Below are 15,224 nucleotides of genomic sequence, written 5' to 3'. Positions count from 1 at the left end.
GCGAATCGAGAGCGGGGCAGGATTGCCCGCTCTCTGCTCCGCCAGGAGGAAAGGCCTTGAAAGACCTACTGAATTTGCTGAAAAACCAGGGTCAAGTCGAAGAGTTCGACGCCATCCGTATCGGATTGGCCTCGCCTGAGATGATCCGCTCATGGTCGTTCGGTGAAGTTAAAAAGCCGGAAACCATCAACTACCGTACGTTCAAACCTGAGCGTGACGGCCTGTTCTGCGCCAAGATCTTTGGCCCGGTAAAGGATTACGAGTGCCTGTGCGGTAAGTACAAGCGCTTGAAGCACCGTGGTGTGATCTGCGAGAAGTGCGGCGTTGAAGTTGCACTGGCCAAGGTTCGTCGTGAGCGCATGGCGCACATCGAACTGGCTTCGCCGGTTGCCCACATCTGGTTCCTGAAATCGCTGCCGTCCCGTATCGGCTTGCTGATGGACATGACCCTGCGTGATATCGAACGCGTTCTCTACTTCGAGAGCTATGTCGTTATCGATCCAGGCATGACCACTCTTGAAAAAGGTCAGCTGCTGAACGACGAGCAGTACTTCGAAGCGCTGGAAGAGTTCGGTGATGACTTCGACGCCCGCATGGGTGCTGAAGCTGTCCGTGAACTGTTGCACGCTATCGACCTGGAACACGAGATTGGCCGTCTGCGTGAAGAAATTCCGCAAACCAACTCCGAAACCAAGATCAAGAAGCTGTCCAAGCGTCTGAAGTTGATGGAAGCCTTCCAGGGTTCCGGCAACCTGCCAGAGTGGATGGTGCTGACCGTTCTGCCGGTTCTGCCGCCAGATCTGCGTCCGCTGGTCCCGCTGGATGGCGGTCGCTTCGCGACTTCCGACCTCAACGATCTGTATCGTCGAGTGATCAACCGTAACAACCGTTTGAAGCGCCTGCTGGATCTGTCCGCTCCGGACATCATCGTGCGCAACGAAAAGCGTATGTTGCAGGAAGCTGTCGATGCTCTGCTCGACAACGGTCGTCGTGGCCGCGCTATCACTGGTTCGAACAAGCGTCCTCTGAAATCCCTGGCTGACATGATCAAGGGTAAGCAAGGTCGTTTCCGTCAGAACTTGCTCGGTAAGCGTGTTGACTACTCCGGTCGTTCGGTAATTACCGTAGGCCCGACCCTGCGTCTGCACCAGTGCGGTCTGCCGAAGAAGATGGCTCTCGAGCTGTTCAAGCCGTTCATTTTCGGCAAGCTGGAAATGCGTGGTCTCGCGACCACCATCAAAGCGGCCAAGAAAATGGTCGAGCGCGAACTGCCAGAGGTTTGGGACGTTCTCGCTGAAGTGATTCGCGAACACCCGGTTCTTCTCAACCGTGCACCGACCCTTCACCGTCTGGGTATCCAGGCGTTTGAACCGGTACTGATCGAAGGTAAGGCTATCCAGCTGCACCCTCTGGTCTGCGCCGCGTACAACGCCGACTTCGACGGCGACCAAATGGCCGTGCACGTACCGCTGACGCTGGAAGCCCAGCTCGAAGCGCGTGCGTTGATGATGTCGACCAACAACATTCTGTCGCCAGCCAACGGTGAGCCAATCATCGTTCCGTCGCAGGACGTTGTATTGGGTCTGTACTACATGACTCGTGAAGCGATCAACGCCAAGGGCGAAGGTCGTGTATTTGCGGATCTGCAGGAAGTTGACCGTGTGTTCCGTGCCGGTGAAGCCGCACTGCACGCCAAGGTTAAGGTTCGTATCAACGAAACCGTCAACGACCGTGACGGCAACAGCGTAAGCGGCACCCGTATCGTCGACACCACTGTCGGCCGTGCGCTGCTGTTCCAGGTTGTGCCAAAAGGTCTGTCGTACGACGTCGTCAACCTGCCGATGAAGAAAAAGGCGATCTCCAAACTGATCAACCAGTGCTACCGCGTGGTTGGTCTGAAAGAGACCGTGATCTTCGCTGACCAGTTGATGTACACCGGTTTCGCTTACTCGACCATCTCCGGCGTTTCCATCGGTGTTAACGACTTCGTTATCCCTGACGAGAAAGCCCGCATCATCGGTGCTGCCACCGACGAAGTGAAAGAGATCGAGAGCCAGTACGCCTCCGGCCTGGTAACCCAGGGCGAGAAGTACAACAAAGTGATCGACCTTTGGTCGAAAGCGAACGACGAAGTTTCCAAGGCAATGATGGCCAACCTCTCGAAAGAGAAGGTTATCGACCGTCACGGCGTTGAAGTCGATCAAGAGTCTTTCAACTCGATGTACATGATGGCCGACTCGGGTGCGCGGGGTTCCGCAGCACAGATTCGTCAGCTGGCCGGTATGCGTGGTCTGATGGCCAAGCCGGACGGTTCCATCATCGAAACGCCGATTACTGCGAACTTCCGTGAAGGTTTGAGCGTACTTCAGTACTTCATCTCCACTCACGGTGCTCGTAAAGGTCTGGCGGATACCGCGTTGAAAACTGCGAACTCCGGTTACCTGACTCGTCGTCTGGTAGACGTGGCGCAGGATCTGGTTGTAACCGAGATCGATTGCGGCACCGAACACGGTCTGTTGATGACTCCGCACATTGAAGGCGGTGACGTTGTAGAGCCGTTGGGTGAGCGCGTATTGGGTCGTGTTATTGCCCGTGACGTATTCAAGCCAGGTACCGAGGACGTTATCGTTCCTGCCGGCACTCTGGTAGACGAGAAGTGGGTTGAGTTCATCGAGCTGAACAGCATCGACGAAGTGATCGTGCGTTCGCCGATCAGCTGCGAAACCCGCTATGGCATTTGCGCCAAGTGCTACGGCCGTGATCTGGCTCGTGGTCACCAGGTGAACATCGGTGAAGCGGTCGGCGTTATCGCTGCCCAGTCCATCGGTGAGCCGGGTACCCAGCTGACGATGCGTACGTTCCACATCGGTGGTGCGGCTAGCCGTACTTCCGCAGCTGACAGCGTTCAGGTGAAGAATGGCGGTACCGTCCGTCTGCACAACCTGAAGCATGTTGAGCGAGTGGATGGTCACCTGGTTGCTGTGTCCCGTTCCGGTGAGCTGGCGATCGCTGATGACTTCGGTCGTGAGCGTGAGCGTTACAAGCTGCCGTACGGTGCTGTGATTTCGGTTAAAGAAGGTGACAAGGTCGACGCTGGCGCAATCGTGGCCAAGTGGGATCCGCACACTCACCCGATCGTTACCGAAATGAAAGGTACCGTGACCTACGTGGGCATGGAAGAAGGCATCACGATCAAGCGTCAAACTGACGAATTGACCGGTATGACCAACATTGAAGTACTCGACGCGAAAGATCGTCCAGCTGCCGGTAAGGAAATCCGTCCAGCAGTGAAGATGGTCGACGACAACGGCAAGGATCTGTTGCTGCCAGGCACTGACGTTATCGCTCAGTACTTCCTGCCAGCCAACGCCCTGGTCGGTGTGGCTGACGGTGCGAAGATTGCGATCGGTGATGTTATCGCTCGTATCCCGCAAGAAACTTCGAAGACCCGTGACATCACCGGTGGTCTGCCGCGTGTTGCCGACTTGTTCGAAGCTCGTCGTCCGAAAGAAGCGTCGATTCTGGCTGAGGTCAGCGGCACCATCGCGTTCGGTAAAGAGACCAAAGGCAAGCGCCGTCTGGTTATTACCCCGAACGACGGTAGCGATCCGTACGAAGAGCTGATTCCGAAGTGGCGTCACCTGAACGTGTTCGAAGGCGAACAGGTAAACCGCGGCGAAGTTATCTCCGACGGCCCAAGCGATCCGCACGACATCCTGCGTCTGTTGGGTGTGAGCGCGCTGGCCAAGTACATCGTTAACGAGATTCAGGACGTTTACCGTCTGCAAGGCGTGAAGATCAACGATAAGCACATCGAGACCATCCTGCGTCAGATGCTGCGTAAAGTTGAAATCGCTGAATCCGGCGATTCGAGTTTCATCAAGGGCGACCAGATGGAACTGACTCACGTACTGGTAGAAAACGAGCGTTTGGGCGGCGAAGACAAGTTCGTCTCCAAGTACACTCGCGTTCTGTTGGGTATCACCAAGGCGTCGTTGTCCACCGAATCGTTCATCTCGGCAGCTTCCTTCCAGGAAACTACCCGCGTACTGACCGAAGCGGCAGTCACCGGCAAGCGCGATTACCTGCGTGGCCTGAAAGAAAACGTAGTCGTGGGTCGTCTGATCCCGGCCGGTACCGGTCTGGCATATCACAGCGAGCGCAAGCGTCGCCGTGATGCTGACAAGCCGTTGCGCGTAAGCGCCAGTGAAGTGGAAGCTGCACTGACCGAAGCGCTGAACTCGAGCGGTAACTGAGTTCTGCGGTAAATGAGCGTAAGGCCCTGATCGCTCCGTTCATCGAATCGAGACATTTTGTCGAGGTTCGAAGGGCGGGGAGGTCGGGGCCTTGCCTTGACTGGGGGCAAGATCCTCTTTAGACTCTTGATCCCCTAAATTTGGCGGGAATTCGTTCCTGCCATTTTGCTTTTCTTGCAAGACAATAGCGTCGCAAGACAACAGTGGAGCTAGTAGATGGCAACTATCAACCAGCTGGTACGTCAGCCGCGTAAGCGTATCGTCGAGAAATCCGACGTACCTGCGCTGCAGAACTGCCCGCAACGTCGTGGCGTGTGCACCCGTGTGTACACCACTACGCCGAAAAAACCTAACTCGGCACTGCGTAAAGTATGCCGTGTGCGCCTGACCAACGGTTTCGAGGTTTCCTCGTACATCGGTGGTGAAGGTCACAACCTGCAAGAGCACAGCGTGGTACTGATCCGCGGCGGTCGTGTAAAAGACTTGCCAGGTGTTCGTTACCACACCGTTCGCGGCTCCTTGGATACTTCCGGCGTTAAAGGCCGTAACCAGGGTCGTTCGAAGTACGGTACCAAGCGTCCGAAGTAATCGGGCGTTTTGCAGATTTTCATTTTATTGAGTCGATAAGAGTAAGGTCGGGCACGCATCCATTGGATCTGTCCCGAGCTAACCTGAAGACCGCTTGAGGGCTTATCATGCCAAGACGTCGCGTAGCAGCAAAGCGTGAGATTCTGGACGATCCGAAATACGGAAGCCAGATCCTCGCCAAATTCATGAACCACGTTATGGAAAGCGGCAAGAAAGCCGTTGCCGAGCGTATCGTTTATGGTGCCCTGGAAACCGTTGCGACCCGTAAGGCTGGCACCGATCCCCTGGAACTCTTCGAAAAAGCACTCGACGCCATCGCTCCGCTGGTCGAAGTGAAGTCGCGCCGCGTTGGTGGTGCTACTTACCAGGTTCCGGTCGAGGTTCGTCCTTCCCGTCGTAACGCTCTGGCAATGCGCTGGTTGGTAGACTTCGCCCGTAAGCGTGGCGAGAAGTCTATGGCTCTGCGTTTGGCTGGCGAACTGCTGGATGCTGCTGAAGGTAAAGGTGCTGCTGTTAAGAAGCGTGAAGACGTGCACCGTATGGCTGAAGCCAACAAAGCTTTCTCGCACTACCGCTTCTAATTTTAGCTTCACTAATTTTGCGAGGGCTTTATGGCTCGTACTACTCCGATTAGCCGCTACCGTAACATCGGTATCGTCGCTCACGTGGATGCTGGTAAAACCACCACCACCGAGCGCGTCCTTTTTTACACCGGCAAAAGTCACAAAATGGGCGAGGTGCATGATGGCGCCGCGACCACAGACTGGATGGTGCAGGAGCAGGAGCGTGGTATTACCATTACTTCTGCTGCCATCACCGCTTTCTGGAAAGGTTCCGAGAAGCAGTACAAGGACGAGCACCGCTTCAACGTGATCGATACCCCGGGCCACGTTGACTTCACTATTGAAGTTGAACGTTCCCTGCGCGTACTCGACGGTGCTGTCGTTGTGTTCTGCGGTACTTCGGGTGTTGAGCCTCAGTCGGAAACCGTATGGCGTCAAGCCAACAAATACGGCGTTCCACGTCTTGTTTACGTAAACAAGATGGACCGTGCTGGTGCCAACTTCCTGCGCGTGATCGGTCAGATCAAGCAGCGTCTGGGTCACACTCCGGTGCCGATCCAGTTGGCCATCGGTTCCGAAGACAACTTCCAGGGTCAGATCGATCTGATCAACATGCAAGCTGTCTACTGGAATGACTCTGACAAAGGTATGGTTCCTGTTCGCAAGGACATTCCTGCTGAGCTCCAAGAGCTGGCTGAAGAGTGGCGCAACAACATGGTTGAAGCTGCTGCTGAAGCCAACGAAGAGCTGATGAACAAGTACCTGGAAGGCGAAGAGCTGTCGATCGAAGAGATCAAAGCTGCTTTGCGTCAGCGTACTATCGCCGGCGAAATCGTTTTGGCCGTTTGCGGTTCTTCCTTCAAGAACAAGGGTGTTCCCCTGGTTCTCGACGCCGTTATCGACTTCCTGCCTGCACCGACCGACATTCCTGCGATCAAGGGTACTGACCCTGATAACGAGGAAATCGAGCTGGAGCGTCATGCAGACGATGCGGAGCCGTTCTCGGCTCTGGCGTTCAAGATCGCTACCGACCCATTCGTGGGTACCTTGACCTTCGTCCGTGTTTACTCGGGCGTGTTGAACTCCGGCGACGGCGTGATCAACTCGGTTAAAGGTAAAAAAGAGCGCGTGGGTCGTATGGTGCAAATGCACGCAAACGCCCGTGAAGAGATCAAGGAAGTACGCGCTGGTGACATCGCGGCCCTGATCGGCATGAAGGACGTCACCACTGGTGAGACCCTCTGCAACGCTGACAAGCCAATCATCCTGGTTCGCATGGACTTCCCGGAGCCGGTTATTTCGGTTGCCGTAGAGCCTAAGACCAAGGATGACCAGGAAAAAATGGGCATCGCTCTGGGCAAGCTTGCTCAGGAAGACCCGTCTTTCCGCGTTAAAACTGATGAAGAGACTGGTCAAACGATCATCTCCGGCATGGGCGAGTTGCACCTGGACATCCTGGTTGACCGGATGCGCCGTGAGTTCAACGTCGAAGCCAACATCGGCAAGCCTCAGGTTTCGTATCGTGAGCGCATCACGAAGAACTGTGAAATCGAAGGCAAGTTCGTTCGCCAGTCCGGCGGTCGTGGTCAGTTCGGCCACTGCTGGATCCGTTTTGCTCCTGCTGACGAAGGTCAGGAAGGTCTGCAATTCGTGAACGAAGTTGTAGGTGGTGTGGTTCCTAAGGAATACATCCCGGCTATCCAGAAGGGTATCGAAGAGCAGATGAAGAACGGCGTTGTTGCCGGCTATCCGCTGATCGGCCTGAAGGCTACCGTGTTCGATGGTTCTTACCACGACGTCGACTCCAACGAGATGGCGTTTAAAGTGGCTGCCTCCATGGCGACCAAGCAACTGGCCCAGAAGGGCGGTGGTGAGTTGCTTGAGCCGATCATGGCTGTAGAGGTTGTTACGCCTGAAGACTATATGGGTGATGTAATGGGCGACCTTAACCGTCGTCGCGGCATGATCCAGGGTATGGAAGACACAGTGTCCGGCAAGGTTATCCGCGCCGAAGTTCCACTGGGTGAGATGTTCGGTTATGCGACCGACGTTCGTTCCATGTCCCAGGGTCGCGCAAGCTACTCTATGGAATTCAAAAAATACGATACGGCTCCGTCGCACATCGTCGAATCCGTAACCAAAAAACAAGGCTGATTCAGCCCCTTTAGGCTAGGAGTTAATTGTCGTGGCTAAAGAAAAATTTGATCGTTCCCTACCGCACGTCAACGTTGGCACCATCGGTCACGTTGACCACGGTAAAACCACTCTGACTGCTGCTCTGACTCGCGTTTGCTCCGAAGTTTTCGGTTCCGCAATCGTTGACTTCGACAAGATCGACAGCGCGCCAGAAGAAAAAGCTCGCGGTATCACCATCAACACCGCACACGTTGAGTACAACTCGAAGATCCGTCACTACGCTCACGTTGACTGCCCAGGTCACGCTGACTATGTGAAGAACATGATCACCGGTGCTGCTCAAATGGACGGCGCTATTCTGGTTTGCTCGGCCGCTGATGGTCCGATGCCGCAAACCCGTGAGCACATCCTGCTGTCCCGTCAGGTAGGCGTTCCGTACATCGTGGTTTTCCTGAACAAGGCTGACCTGGTAGACGACGCAGAGCTGCTGGAACTGGTTGAGATGGAAGTTCGTGACCTGCTGTCCACCTACGACTTCCCGGGCGATGACACTCCAATCATCATCGGTTCGGCTCGTATGGCTCTGGAAGGCAAAGACGACAACGAGATGGGCACCACTGCCGTCAAGAAACTGGTTGAGACTCTGGATGCTTACATCCCAGAACCAGTTCGTATGATCGACAAGCCATTCCTGATGCCAATCGAAGACGTATTCTCGATCTCGGGTCGCGGTACTGTTGTGACTGGTCGTATCGAGCGCGGTATCGTTCGCGTTCAGGATCCGCTGGAAATCGTTGGTCTGCGTGACACCACCGTTACTACTTGCACCGGTGTTGAAATGTTCCGCAAGCTGCTCGACGAAGGTCGTGCTGGCGAGAACTGCGGCGTTCTGCTGCGTGGTACCAAGCGTGACGACGTTGAGCGTGGTCAGGTTCTGGTTAAGCCGGGTTCGGTTAAGCCGCACACCAAGTTCACCGCAGAAGTTTACGTTCTGAGCAAGGAAGAAGGCGGTCGTCACACTCCGTTCTTCAAAGGCTACCGTCCACAGTTCTACTTCCGTACTACTGACGTGACTGGTAACTGCGAGCTGCCAGAAGGCGTTGAAATGGTAATGCCAGGTGACAACATTCAGATGACTGTTACCCTGATCAAAACCATCGCGATGGAAGACGGTCTGCGTTTCGCTATCCGTGAAGGCGGTCGTACCGTCGGCGCTGGCGTCGTAGCCAAAATCATCGAGTAATTCTCTTTTTTAGAGTTTGCTTGATGCTTTGAAAAAAGCCCCCGCTCAGCGGGGGCTTTTTTATTGGGTTGACACCCATCTGGGGCGTCTATAGAATTGCGCCTCCTTTTAACGGGCGTATTGCGCTCGGTGGGAATAGCAGCCGGAGTCTGAAATCCAATGCAAAATCAGCAAATCCGTATCAGGTTGAAGGCTTTCGACCATCGCCTGATCGACCAATCAACCCAGGAAATCGTGGAAACCGCGAAACGTACTGGTGCTCAAGTGCGTGGTCCAATTCCACTGCCTACCCGTAAAGAGCGGTTCACCGTTCTGGTTTCTCCGCACGTCAACAAAGACGCGCGCGACCAGTACGAAATCCGCACTCATAAGCGCGTTCTGGACATTGTCCAGCCAACGGATAAAACCGTTGATGCTCTTATGAAGCTTGATCTTGCGGCCGGTGTGGAAGTGCAGATCAGCCTCGGCTAAGACTCGGTCTTAGTCGTGTAACGCTCTGAAATGGGCGGCCATAGCGGGTGAAAGCCCCGTACACTCATGAGGTTTACAACATGACTATTGGTGTAGTCGGTCGTAAATGCGGTATGACCCGTATTTTCACCGAAGAAGGTGTCTCCATTCCGGTCACGGTCATTGAGATCGAGCCGAATCGCGTCACCCAGTTCAAAACTGAAGAGACCGATGGCTATCGTGCAGTGCAAGTCACTGTCGGCGAGCGTCGTGCTTCGCGTGTAACAGCAGCTCAGGCTGGCCACTTCGCTAAAGCGAACGTTGCCGCTGGTCGCACTACCATGGAATTCCGTCTTGAAGAAGGCGAGTACCAGGCTGGCGATCTGATCAACGCTGAAATCTTCGCCGCTGGTCAACTGGTTGATGTAACCGGTCAGTCCAAGGGTAAAGGCTTCCAGGGTACGATCAAGCGTTGGAATTTCCGCGGGCAAGATAACACCCACGGTAACTCCGTATCCCACCGCGTCCCAGGCTCTATCGGCCAGTGCCAGACTCCTGGTCGTGTATTCAAGGGCAAAAAAATGTCCGGTCATATGGGCGCTGAGCGCGTGACCGTGCAGTCCCTGGAAGTAGTGCGCGTGGACGCTGAACGCAATCTGTTGTTGGTCAAGGGTGCTGTTCCTGGCGCTACTGGCGGCAACCTGGTTGTACGTCCAGCAGCCAAGGCTCGCGGTTAAGGGGAAGCTGACATGCAATTAAATGTAAATGACGCTCAAGCGATCGAAGTTTCCGAACTGACATTTGGCGGCGAATTCAACGAGACGCTGGTTCACCAAGCAGTCGTGGCCTACATGGCCGGCGGCCGTCAAGGTACCAAGCAGCAGAAGACCCGTTCCGACGTTCGTGGTGGCGGTAAGCGCCCATGGCGTCAGAAAGGTACTGGCCGTGCTCGTGCCGGTACTATCCGTAGCCCAATCTGGCGTGGCGGCGGTACCACTTTTGCAGCACGTCCACAGGATCACTCCCAGAAGCTGAACAAGAAGATGTATCGCGCAGCAATGCGTTCCATCCTTGCTGAGCTGGTGCGTACTGATCGTCTGGTCGTGGTTCAGGATTTCGCTGTTGAAACTCCGAAAACCAAAGATCTGCTGGGCAAGCTGAACAACATGAGCCTGACCGACGTTTTGATCGTGTCGGACGCTGTTGATCAGAACCTGTACCTGGCTGCTCGTAACCTGCCGCACGTAGATGTACGTGACGTTCAAGGTTCCGATCCAGTTAGTCTGATCGCATACGACAAGGTGTTGATCACCGTGTCGGCCGTGAAGAAATTCGAGGAGCTGCTGGGATGAACCAGGAACGCGTATTTAAAGTTCTGCTTGGCCCGCACGTTTCCGAGAAGGCTACGGTTCTGGCAGACAAGAAAGGCCAGTTCGTTTTCAAGGTTGCTACTGACGCAACCAAGCTGGAAATCAAGAAGGCCGTCGAAAGCCTGTTCAGCGTGAAAGTAGAGCGCGTCACTACCCTGAATGTTCTGGGTAAGAGCAAGCGCACTGCTCGCGGTCTGGGCAAGCGTAATGACTGGAAGAAGGCAGTTATCTCCCTTCAGCCAGGCCAAGATCTCGATTTCAGCAGCAGTGCTGAGTAAGGAAGGGGTGCATCATGGCAATCGTTAAATGCAAACCGACTTCCCCTGGCCGCCGTTTTGTGGTCAAGGTGGTCAACCAGGAGCTGCATAAAGGCGCTCCTCACGCACCGCTGCTCGAGAAAAAATCGAAGACTGGTGGTCGTAACAACAATGGCCGTATTACCACGCGTCACATCGGTGGTGGTCATAAGCAGCATTATCGTATGGTCGATTTCCGTCGCAACGACAAAGATGGCATCGTCGCCACTGTCGAGCGTATCGAATACGATCCAAACCGTACTGCTCACATCGCACTGCTCTGCTACGCAGACGGCGAGCGCCGCTACATCATCGCCCCTAAAGGCGTGAGTGCTGGCGACCAGCTGATCGCAGGCGCTCTGGCTCCAATCAAGCCAGGCAACGCTCTGCAACTGCGCAACATTCCAGTCGGTTCTACCGTACACGGCATCGAACTGAAGCCAGGTAAAGGCGCGCAGATCGCTCGTTCCGCTGGTGCTTCGGCTCAGCTGATCGCTCGTGAAGGCGTTTACGTTACCCTGCGTCTGCGTTCCGGTGAAATGCGTAAAGTCCTGGCTGAATGCCGTGCGACCCTGGGCGAAGTCTCGAACTCCGAGCACAGCCTGCGTTCGTTGGGTAAAGCTGGTGCCAAGCGCTGGCGTGGCGTTCGCCCAACCGTTCGTGGTGTTGCCATGAACCCGGTTGACCACCCACATGGTGGTGGTGAAGGTCGTACCTCTGGTGGTCGTCATCCGGTATCGCCATGGGGCTTCCCGACTAAGGGCGCGAAGACTCGTGGTAATAAGCGTACCGACAAAATGATCGTCCGTCGTCGCAAGTAAATAGAGGGATACGACAGTGCCACGTTCTCTGAAAAAAGGTCCTTTTATTGATCTTCACCTACTGAAGAAGATCGAAGTGGCGGCGGAAAAGAACGATCGCAAACCAATTAAGACTTGGTCGCGTCGTTCGATGATCCTGCCACAAATGGTCGGTCTGACCATCGCAGTACACAACGGTCGTCAGCACGTCCCAGTTCTCGTTAACGAAGACATGGTCGGCCACAAACTGGGCGAGTTCGCCGGTACCCGCAACTATCGCGGGCACGTGGCTGACAAGAAAGCCAAGCGTTAAGGGGTTAGGAAATGGAAGTAGCCGCTAAGTTGTCGGGCGCTCGAATCTCCGCCCAGAAAGCCCGCTTGGTCGCCGACCAGATCCGCGGGAAGAAGGTGGGCGAAGCGCTCAACTTGTTGGCTTTCAGCAGTAAGAAAGCCGCCGAGATCATGAAGAAAGTGCTGGAGTCGGCCGTAGCCAACGCCGAGCATAACGAAGGCGCAGACGTTGATGACCTGAAGGTCAGCACCGTTTTCGTCAACGAAGGGCGTTCGCTGAAGCGCATCATGCCACGTGCCAAAGGCCGTGCTGATCGCATCGTCAAGCGGTCTTGCCATATCACTGTCAAGGTTGCTGACAAGTAACGGAGTCGAAGAGATGGGTCAGAAAGTACATCCCATTGGCATTCGCCTGGGAATCGTCAAGGAGCACACCTCCGTCTGGTACGCAGACGGTCGGACTTATGCGGACTACTTGTTCGCAGATCTGAAAGTGCGTGAGTATCTCCAAGACAAACTAAAAAGCGCGTCCGTAAGCCGTATCGATATCCATCGTCCGGCCCAAACTGCACGTATCACCATCCACACCGCTCGTCCGGGTATCGTTATCGGGAAGAAAGGTGAAGATGTTGAGAAACTGCGTCAGGACCTGACCAAGCAAATGGGTGTGCCTGTGCACATCAATATCGAAGAGATCCGCAAGCCGGAGCTCGACGGTATGCTGGTTGCGCAGAGCGTAGCTCAGCAGCTGGAGCGTCGTGTAATGTTCCGTCGCGCTATGAAGCGCGCAGTACAGAACGCCATGCGCATTGGTGCCAAGGGCATCAAAATCCAAGTGAGCGGTCGTCTCGGCGGTGCTGAAATCGCACGTACTGAATGGTATCGCGAAGGTCGTGTGCCATTGCACACCCTGCGTGCCGACATCGACTATGCCAACTACGAAGCTCACACCACTTACGGTGTGATCGGTGTAAAGGTTTGGATCTTCAAAGGCGAAGTAATTGGTGGTCGCCAAGAAGAGCTGAAACCACAAGCACCAGCGCCTCGTAAAAAAGCTGCTAAGTAAGGGGTACGCCAAATGTTGCAACCTAAGCGTACGAAGTTCCGCAAGCAGATGACAGGCCACAACCGTGGTCTGGCTCAGCGCGGTAGCAAAGTCAGCTTCGGCGAGTTCGCGCTGAAGTCTGTAGCTCGTGGTCGTCTCACCGCTCGTCAGATCGAGTCAGCGCGTCGTGCTCTGACCCGTCACGTTAAACGTGGCGGCAAGATCTGGATCCGTGTATTCCCGGACAAGCCTATTTCCAAAAAGCCCCTCGAAGTTCGTATGGGTAAAGGTAAGGGTAGTGTGGAGTACTGGGTTGCCCAGATTCAGCCAGGCAAAGTCCTGTATGAAATCGAGGGTGTTTCTGAAGAGCTGGCGCGTGAGGCTTTTGCCCTGGCTGCTGCAAAGCTGCCGCTCGCCACCGCCTTTGTTAAACGGACGGTGATGTGATGAAAGCGAATGAACTTCGTGAAAAATCCGCACAGCAGCTGAACGAGCAACTGCTCGGCTTGCTGCGCGACCAGTTCAATCTGCGTATGCAGAAAGCAACTGGCCAGTTGGGGCAGTCTCATCTGCTCTCGCAAGTTAAACGTGACATCGCTCGCGTGAAGACTGTGCTCAACCAGCAGGCAGGTAAGTGATCATGGCTGAAGCCGAAAAAACTGTCCGTACGCTGACTGGCCGTGTTGTCAGCGACAAGATGGACAAAACCATCACCGTACTGATCGAGCGTCGCGTAAAGCACCCGATCTACGGTAAATACGTTAAGCGTTCGACTAAGCTGCACGCGCACGACGAAACCAACCAGTGCCACATCGGCGACAAAGTCACTATTCGTGAAACTCGTCCTATGGCCAAGACCAAGTCTTGGGCGCTGGTTGATGTTCTCGAACGCGCTGTGGAAGTCTAAGGACTAGGGGTCGGAGAAATTATATGATTCAGACTCAATCCATGCTCGATGTGGCCGATAACAGCGGCGCTCGCCGTGTTATGTGCATCAAGGTGCTGGGTGGCTCCCATCGTCGTTACGCTGGTATCGGTGACATCATCAAAGTTACCGTGAAGGAAGCAATTCCTCGCGGTAAAGTGAAAAAAGGCCAAGTGATGACTGCTGTTGTAGTCCGCACTCGTCACGGCGTACGTCGTGCTGATGGCTCCATTATCCGCTTTGATGGCAACGCTGCTGTTCTTCTGAACAACAAGCAAGAGCCGATCGGCACCCGTATCTTTGGGCCAGTGACCCGTGAACTTCGTACTGAGAAGTTCATGAAGATCGTCTCGCTCGCCCCAGAAGTGCTGTAAGGAGATCCGACATGCAAAAGATTCGTCGTGACGACGAGATCATCGTGATCGCCGGCAAAGACAAAGGTAAGCGCGGTAAGGTGCTCAAGGTTCTTGCTAATAACCGTCTGGTTATCAGCGGTCTGAACCTGGTAAAGCGTCATACCAAGCCTAACCCGATGTCGGGCGTGCAAGGCGGTATCGTCGAAAAAGAAGCTCCACTGGACGCTTCTAACGTCGCCATTTTCAACGGCGAAACCAACAAGGCTGACCGCGTTGGTTTCAAAGTAGAAGACGGCAAGAAAATTCGTGTCTTCAAGTCGACCCAAAAAGCGGTTGATGCTTGAACACTGCTAGGTAGAAGACCATGGCACGACTAAAAGAGATTTACTGGAAGGAAATCGCACCGAAGCTTAAGGAAGAACTTAAGCTTTCGAACGTGATGGAAGTTCCACGCGTTACAAAAATCACCCTGAACATGGGTCTGGGCGAAGCTGTTGGTGACAAAAAAGTCATCGAGCATGCTGTTGCTGACCTGGAAAAGATCACCGGCCAAAAAGTCGTTGTGACCTACGCTCGTAAATCCATCGCTGGCTTTAAAGTCCGTGAAGGATGGCCGATCGGCGTCAAGGTGACTCTGCGCCGTGAGCGTATGTACGAGTTCCTGGATCGTCTGTTGTCGATCTCCCTGCCTCGGGTTCGCGACTTCCGCGGCCTGAATGCCAAGTCCTTCGATGGTCGTGGCAACTACAGCATGGGCGTGAAAGAGCAGATCATTTTCCCGGAAATCGACTACGACAAGATCGATGCTCTCCGCGGTCTGGACATTACCCTGACCACCACTGCCAAGAACGATGATGAAGGCCGCGCTCTGCTGCGTGCTTTCAAATTCCCGTTCCGCAACTGAT

General features: G+C 54.7%; 19 protein-coding genes. All 19 read left to right on the top strand.

Annotated elements, in window-relative coordinates; translation table 11 throughout:
• Nucleotides 1–56 precede the first annotated feature (56 nt).
• The 19 genes from rpoC to rplE all read left to right on the top strand — a co-directional run bounded on the left by rpoC (nucleotide 57) and on the right by rplE (nucleotide 15,223).
• Nucleotides 57–4,256 (top strand): DNA-directed RNA polymerase subunit beta', encoded by a 4,200-nt coding sequence (gene rpoC, locus AB4O01_RS17060; protein ID WP_034156498.1) that lies wholly within the window; start codon nucleotides 57–59, stop codon nucleotides 4,254–4,256.
• A gap of 216 nt (nucleotides 4,257–4,472) precedes the next feature.
• Entirely contained in the window at nucleotides 4,473–4,844 is a 372-nt protein-coding gene (gene rpsL / locus AB4O01_RS17055) for a 30S ribosomal protein S12 (RefSeq protein WP_003186084.1), read from the top strand.
• Nucleotides 4,845–4,951: 107 nt separating this feature from the next.
• A complete protein-coding gene (gene rpsG, locus AB4O01_RS17050) occupies nucleotides 4,952–5,425 on the top strand; it encodes a 30S ribosomal protein S7 (protein ID WP_007916467.1) in 474 nt (157 codons plus the stop codon).
• A 30-nt stretch (nucleotides 5,426–5,455) separates the two neighbouring features.
• Nucleotides 5,456–7,561 carry an elongation factor G gene (gene fusA, locus AB4O01_RS17045; protein ID WP_016984188.1) on the top strand — a complete coding sequence of 702 codons (2,106 nt, stop codon included), beginning with the start codon at nucleotides 5,456–5,458 and terminating at the stop codon, nucleotides 7,559–7,561.
• A 31-nt stretch (nucleotides 7,562–7,592) separates the two neighbouring features.
• The gene (gene tuf, locus AB4O01_RS17040) at nucleotides 7,593–8,786 is read left to right on the top strand and encodes an elongation factor Tu (RefSeq protein ID WP_064361246.1); all 1,194 of its coding nucleotides are present in this window, start codon (nucleotides 7,593–7,595) and stop codon (nucleotides 8,784–8,786) included.
• A 159-nt stretch (nucleotides 8,787–8,945) separates the two neighbouring features.
• On the top strand, nucleotides 8,946–9,257 hold the full coding sequence (gene rpsJ / locus AB4O01_RS17035; protein ID WP_003186070.1) for a 30S ribosomal protein S10: 312 nt from the start codon (nucleotides 8,946–8,948) through the stop codon (nucleotides 9,255–9,257).
• A gap of 80 nt (nucleotides 9,258–9,337) precedes the next feature.
• A complete protein-coding gene (gene rplC, locus AB4O01_RS17030) occupies nucleotides 9,338–9,973 on the top strand; it encodes a 50S ribosomal protein L3 (RefSeq protein WP_003228738.1) in 636 nt (211 codons plus the stop codon).
• 12 nt (nucleotides 9,974–9,985) lie between these two features.
• Nucleotides 9,986–10,588: a 50S ribosomal protein L4 gene (rplD, locus tag AB4O01_RS17025; protein WP_007918468.1), complete on the top strand. Its 603-nt coding sequence runs from the start codon at nucleotides 9,986–9,988 to the stop codon at nucleotides 10,586–10,588.
• A complete protein-coding gene (gene rplW, locus AB4O01_RS17020; protein ID WP_002555488.1) occupies nucleotides 10,585–10,884 on the top strand; it encodes a 50S ribosomal protein L23 in 300 nt (99 codons plus the stop codon). Before rplD ends, rplW begins: the two co-directional genes overlap by 4 nt.
• 14 nt (nucleotides 10,885–10,898) lie before the next feature.
• Nucleotides 10,899–11,723 (top strand): 50S ribosomal protein L2, encoded by an 825-nt coding sequence (gene rplB, locus AB4O01_RS17015; protein WP_003228734.1) that lies wholly within the window; start codon nucleotides 10,899–10,901, stop codon nucleotides 11,721–11,723.
• Between the two features lie 16 nt (nucleotides 11,724–11,739).
• On the top strand, nucleotides 11,740–12,015 hold the full coding sequence (rpsS, locus tag AB4O01_RS17010) for a 30S ribosomal protein S19 (RefSeq protein WP_011336172.1): 276 nt from the start codon (nucleotides 11,740–11,742) through the stop codon (nucleotides 12,013–12,015).
• Between the two features lie 11 nt (nucleotides 12,016–12,026).
• Nucleotides 12,027–12,359, top strand: coding sequence for a 50S ribosomal protein L22 (rplV, locus tag AB4O01_RS17005; RefSeq protein ID WP_003103908.1), 333 nt, complete (start codon nucleotides 12,027–12,029; stop codon nucleotides 12,357–12,359).
• Nucleotides 12,360–12,372: 13 nt separating this feature from the next.
• Nucleotides 12,373–13,059, top strand: coding sequence for a 30S ribosomal protein S3 (gene rpsC, locus AB4O01_RS17000; protein WP_003176422.1), 687 nt, complete (start codon nucleotides 12,373–12,375; stop codon nucleotides 13,057–13,059).
• A 12-nt stretch (nucleotides 13,060–13,071) separates the two neighbouring features.
• A complete protein-coding gene (rplP, locus tag AB4O01_RS16995) occupies nucleotides 13,072–13,485 on the top strand; it encodes a 50S ribosomal protein L16 (RefSeq protein WP_007896757.1) in 414 nt (137 codons plus the stop codon).
• Nucleotides 13,485–13,676: a 50S ribosomal protein L29 gene (rpmC, locus tag AB4O01_RS16990; protein WP_002555481.1), complete on the top strand. Its 192-nt coding sequence runs from the start codon at nucleotides 13,485–13,487 to the stop codon at nucleotides 13,674–13,676. Before rplP ends, rpmC begins: the two co-directional genes overlap by 1 nt.
• A gap of 2 nt (nucleotides 13,677–13,678) precedes the next feature.
• Nucleotides 13,679–13,945: a 30S ribosomal protein S17 gene (gene rpsQ / locus AB4O01_RS16985; protein WP_003194644.1), complete on the top strand. Its 267-nt coding sequence runs from the start codon at nucleotides 13,679–13,681 to the stop codon at nucleotides 13,943–13,945.
• A gap of 23 nt (nucleotides 13,946–13,968) precedes the next feature.
• Complete coding sequence (gene rplN, locus AB4O01_RS16980; RefSeq protein ID WP_002555479.1) at nucleotides 13,969–14,337, top strand: 50S ribosomal protein L14; 369 nt, start codon at nucleotides 13,969–13,971, stop codon at nucleotides 14,335–14,337.
• Nucleotides 14,338–14,348: 11 nt separating this feature from the next.
• Complete coding sequence (rplX, locus tag AB4O01_RS16975) at nucleotides 14,349–14,663, top strand: 50S ribosomal protein L24 (RefSeq protein ID WP_008081905.1); 315 nt, start codon at nucleotides 14,349–14,351, stop codon at nucleotides 14,661–14,663.
• A gap of 20 nt (nucleotides 14,664–14,683) precedes the next feature.
• Complete coding sequence (rplE, locus tag AB4O01_RS16970; RefSeq protein ID WP_003176415.1) at nucleotides 14,684–15,223, top strand: 50S ribosomal protein L5; 540 nt, start codon at nucleotides 14,684–14,686, stop codon at nucleotides 15,221–15,223.
• Nucleotide 15,224 lies beyond the last annotated feature (1 nt).

The organism is Pseudomonas sp. S2_E02, assembly GCF_054668355.1.
Note: the sequence above shows the minus strand (reverse complement) of the source record. Positions and strands in the feature narration are given on the sequence as shown.

Bases quoted from the DNA above. Each gene is read 5' to 3' on its own strand.
- rplC (WP_003228738.1), top strand. From the start codon at position 9,338: ATGACTATTGGTGTAGTCGGTCGTAAATGCGGTATGACCCGTATTTTC.
- rplD (WP_007918468.1), top strand. From the start codon at position 9,986: ATGCAATTAAATGTAAATGACGCTCAAGCGATCGAAGTTTCCGAACTG.
- rplV (WP_003103908.1), top strand. From the start codon at position 12,027: ATGGAAGTAGCCGCTAAGTTGTCGGGCGCTCGAATCTCCGCCCAGAAA.
- rpsG (WP_007916467.1), top strand. From the start codon at position 4,952: ATGCCAAGACGTCGCGTAGCAGCAAAGCGTGAGATTCTGGACGATCCG.
- rplB (WP_003228734.1), top strand. From the start codon at position 10,899: ATGGCAATCGTTAAATGCAAACCGACTTCCCCTGGCCGCCGTTTTGTG.
- fusA (WP_016984188.1), top strand. From the start codon at position 5,456: ATGGCTCGTACTACTCCGATTAGCCGCTACCGTAACATCGGTATCGTC.
- rpsQ (WP_003194644.1), top strand. From the start codon at position 13,679: ATGGCTGAAGCCGAAAAAACTGTCCGTACGCTGACTGGCCGTGTTGTC.
- rpmC (WP_002555481.1), top strand. From the start codon at position 13,485: ATGAAAGCGAATGAACTTCGTGAAAAATCCGCACAGCAGCTGAACGAG.
- rpsL (WP_003186084.1), top strand. From the start codon at position 4,473: ATGGCAACTATCAACCAGCTGGTACGTCAGCCGCGTAAGCGTATCGTC.
- rpsJ (WP_003186070.1), top strand. From the start codon at position 8,946: ATGCAAAATCAGCAAATCCGTATCAGGTTGAAGGCTTTCGACCATCGC.
- rpsC (WP_003176422.1), top strand. From the start codon at position 12,373: ATGGGTCAGAAAGTACATCCCATTGGCATTCGCCTGGGAATCGTCAAG.
- rplP (WP_007896757.1), top strand. From the start codon at position 13,072: ATGTTGCAACCTAAGCGTACGAAGTTCCGCAAGCAGATGACAGGCCAC.
- rplX (WP_008081905.1), top strand. From the start codon at position 14,349: ATGCAAAAGATTCGTCGTGACGACGAGATCATCGTGATCGCCGGCAAA.
- rplE (WP_003176415.1), top strand. From the start codon at position 14,684: ATGGCACGACTAAAAGAGATTTACTGGAAGGAAATCGCACCGAAGCTT.
- rplN (WP_002555479.1), top strand. From the start codon at position 13,969: ATGATTCAGACTCAATCCATGCTCGATGTGGCCGATAACAGCGGCGCT.
- rplW (WP_002555488.1), top strand. From the start codon at position 10,585: ATGAACCAGGAACGCGTATTTAAAGTTCTGCTTGGCCCGCACGTTTCC.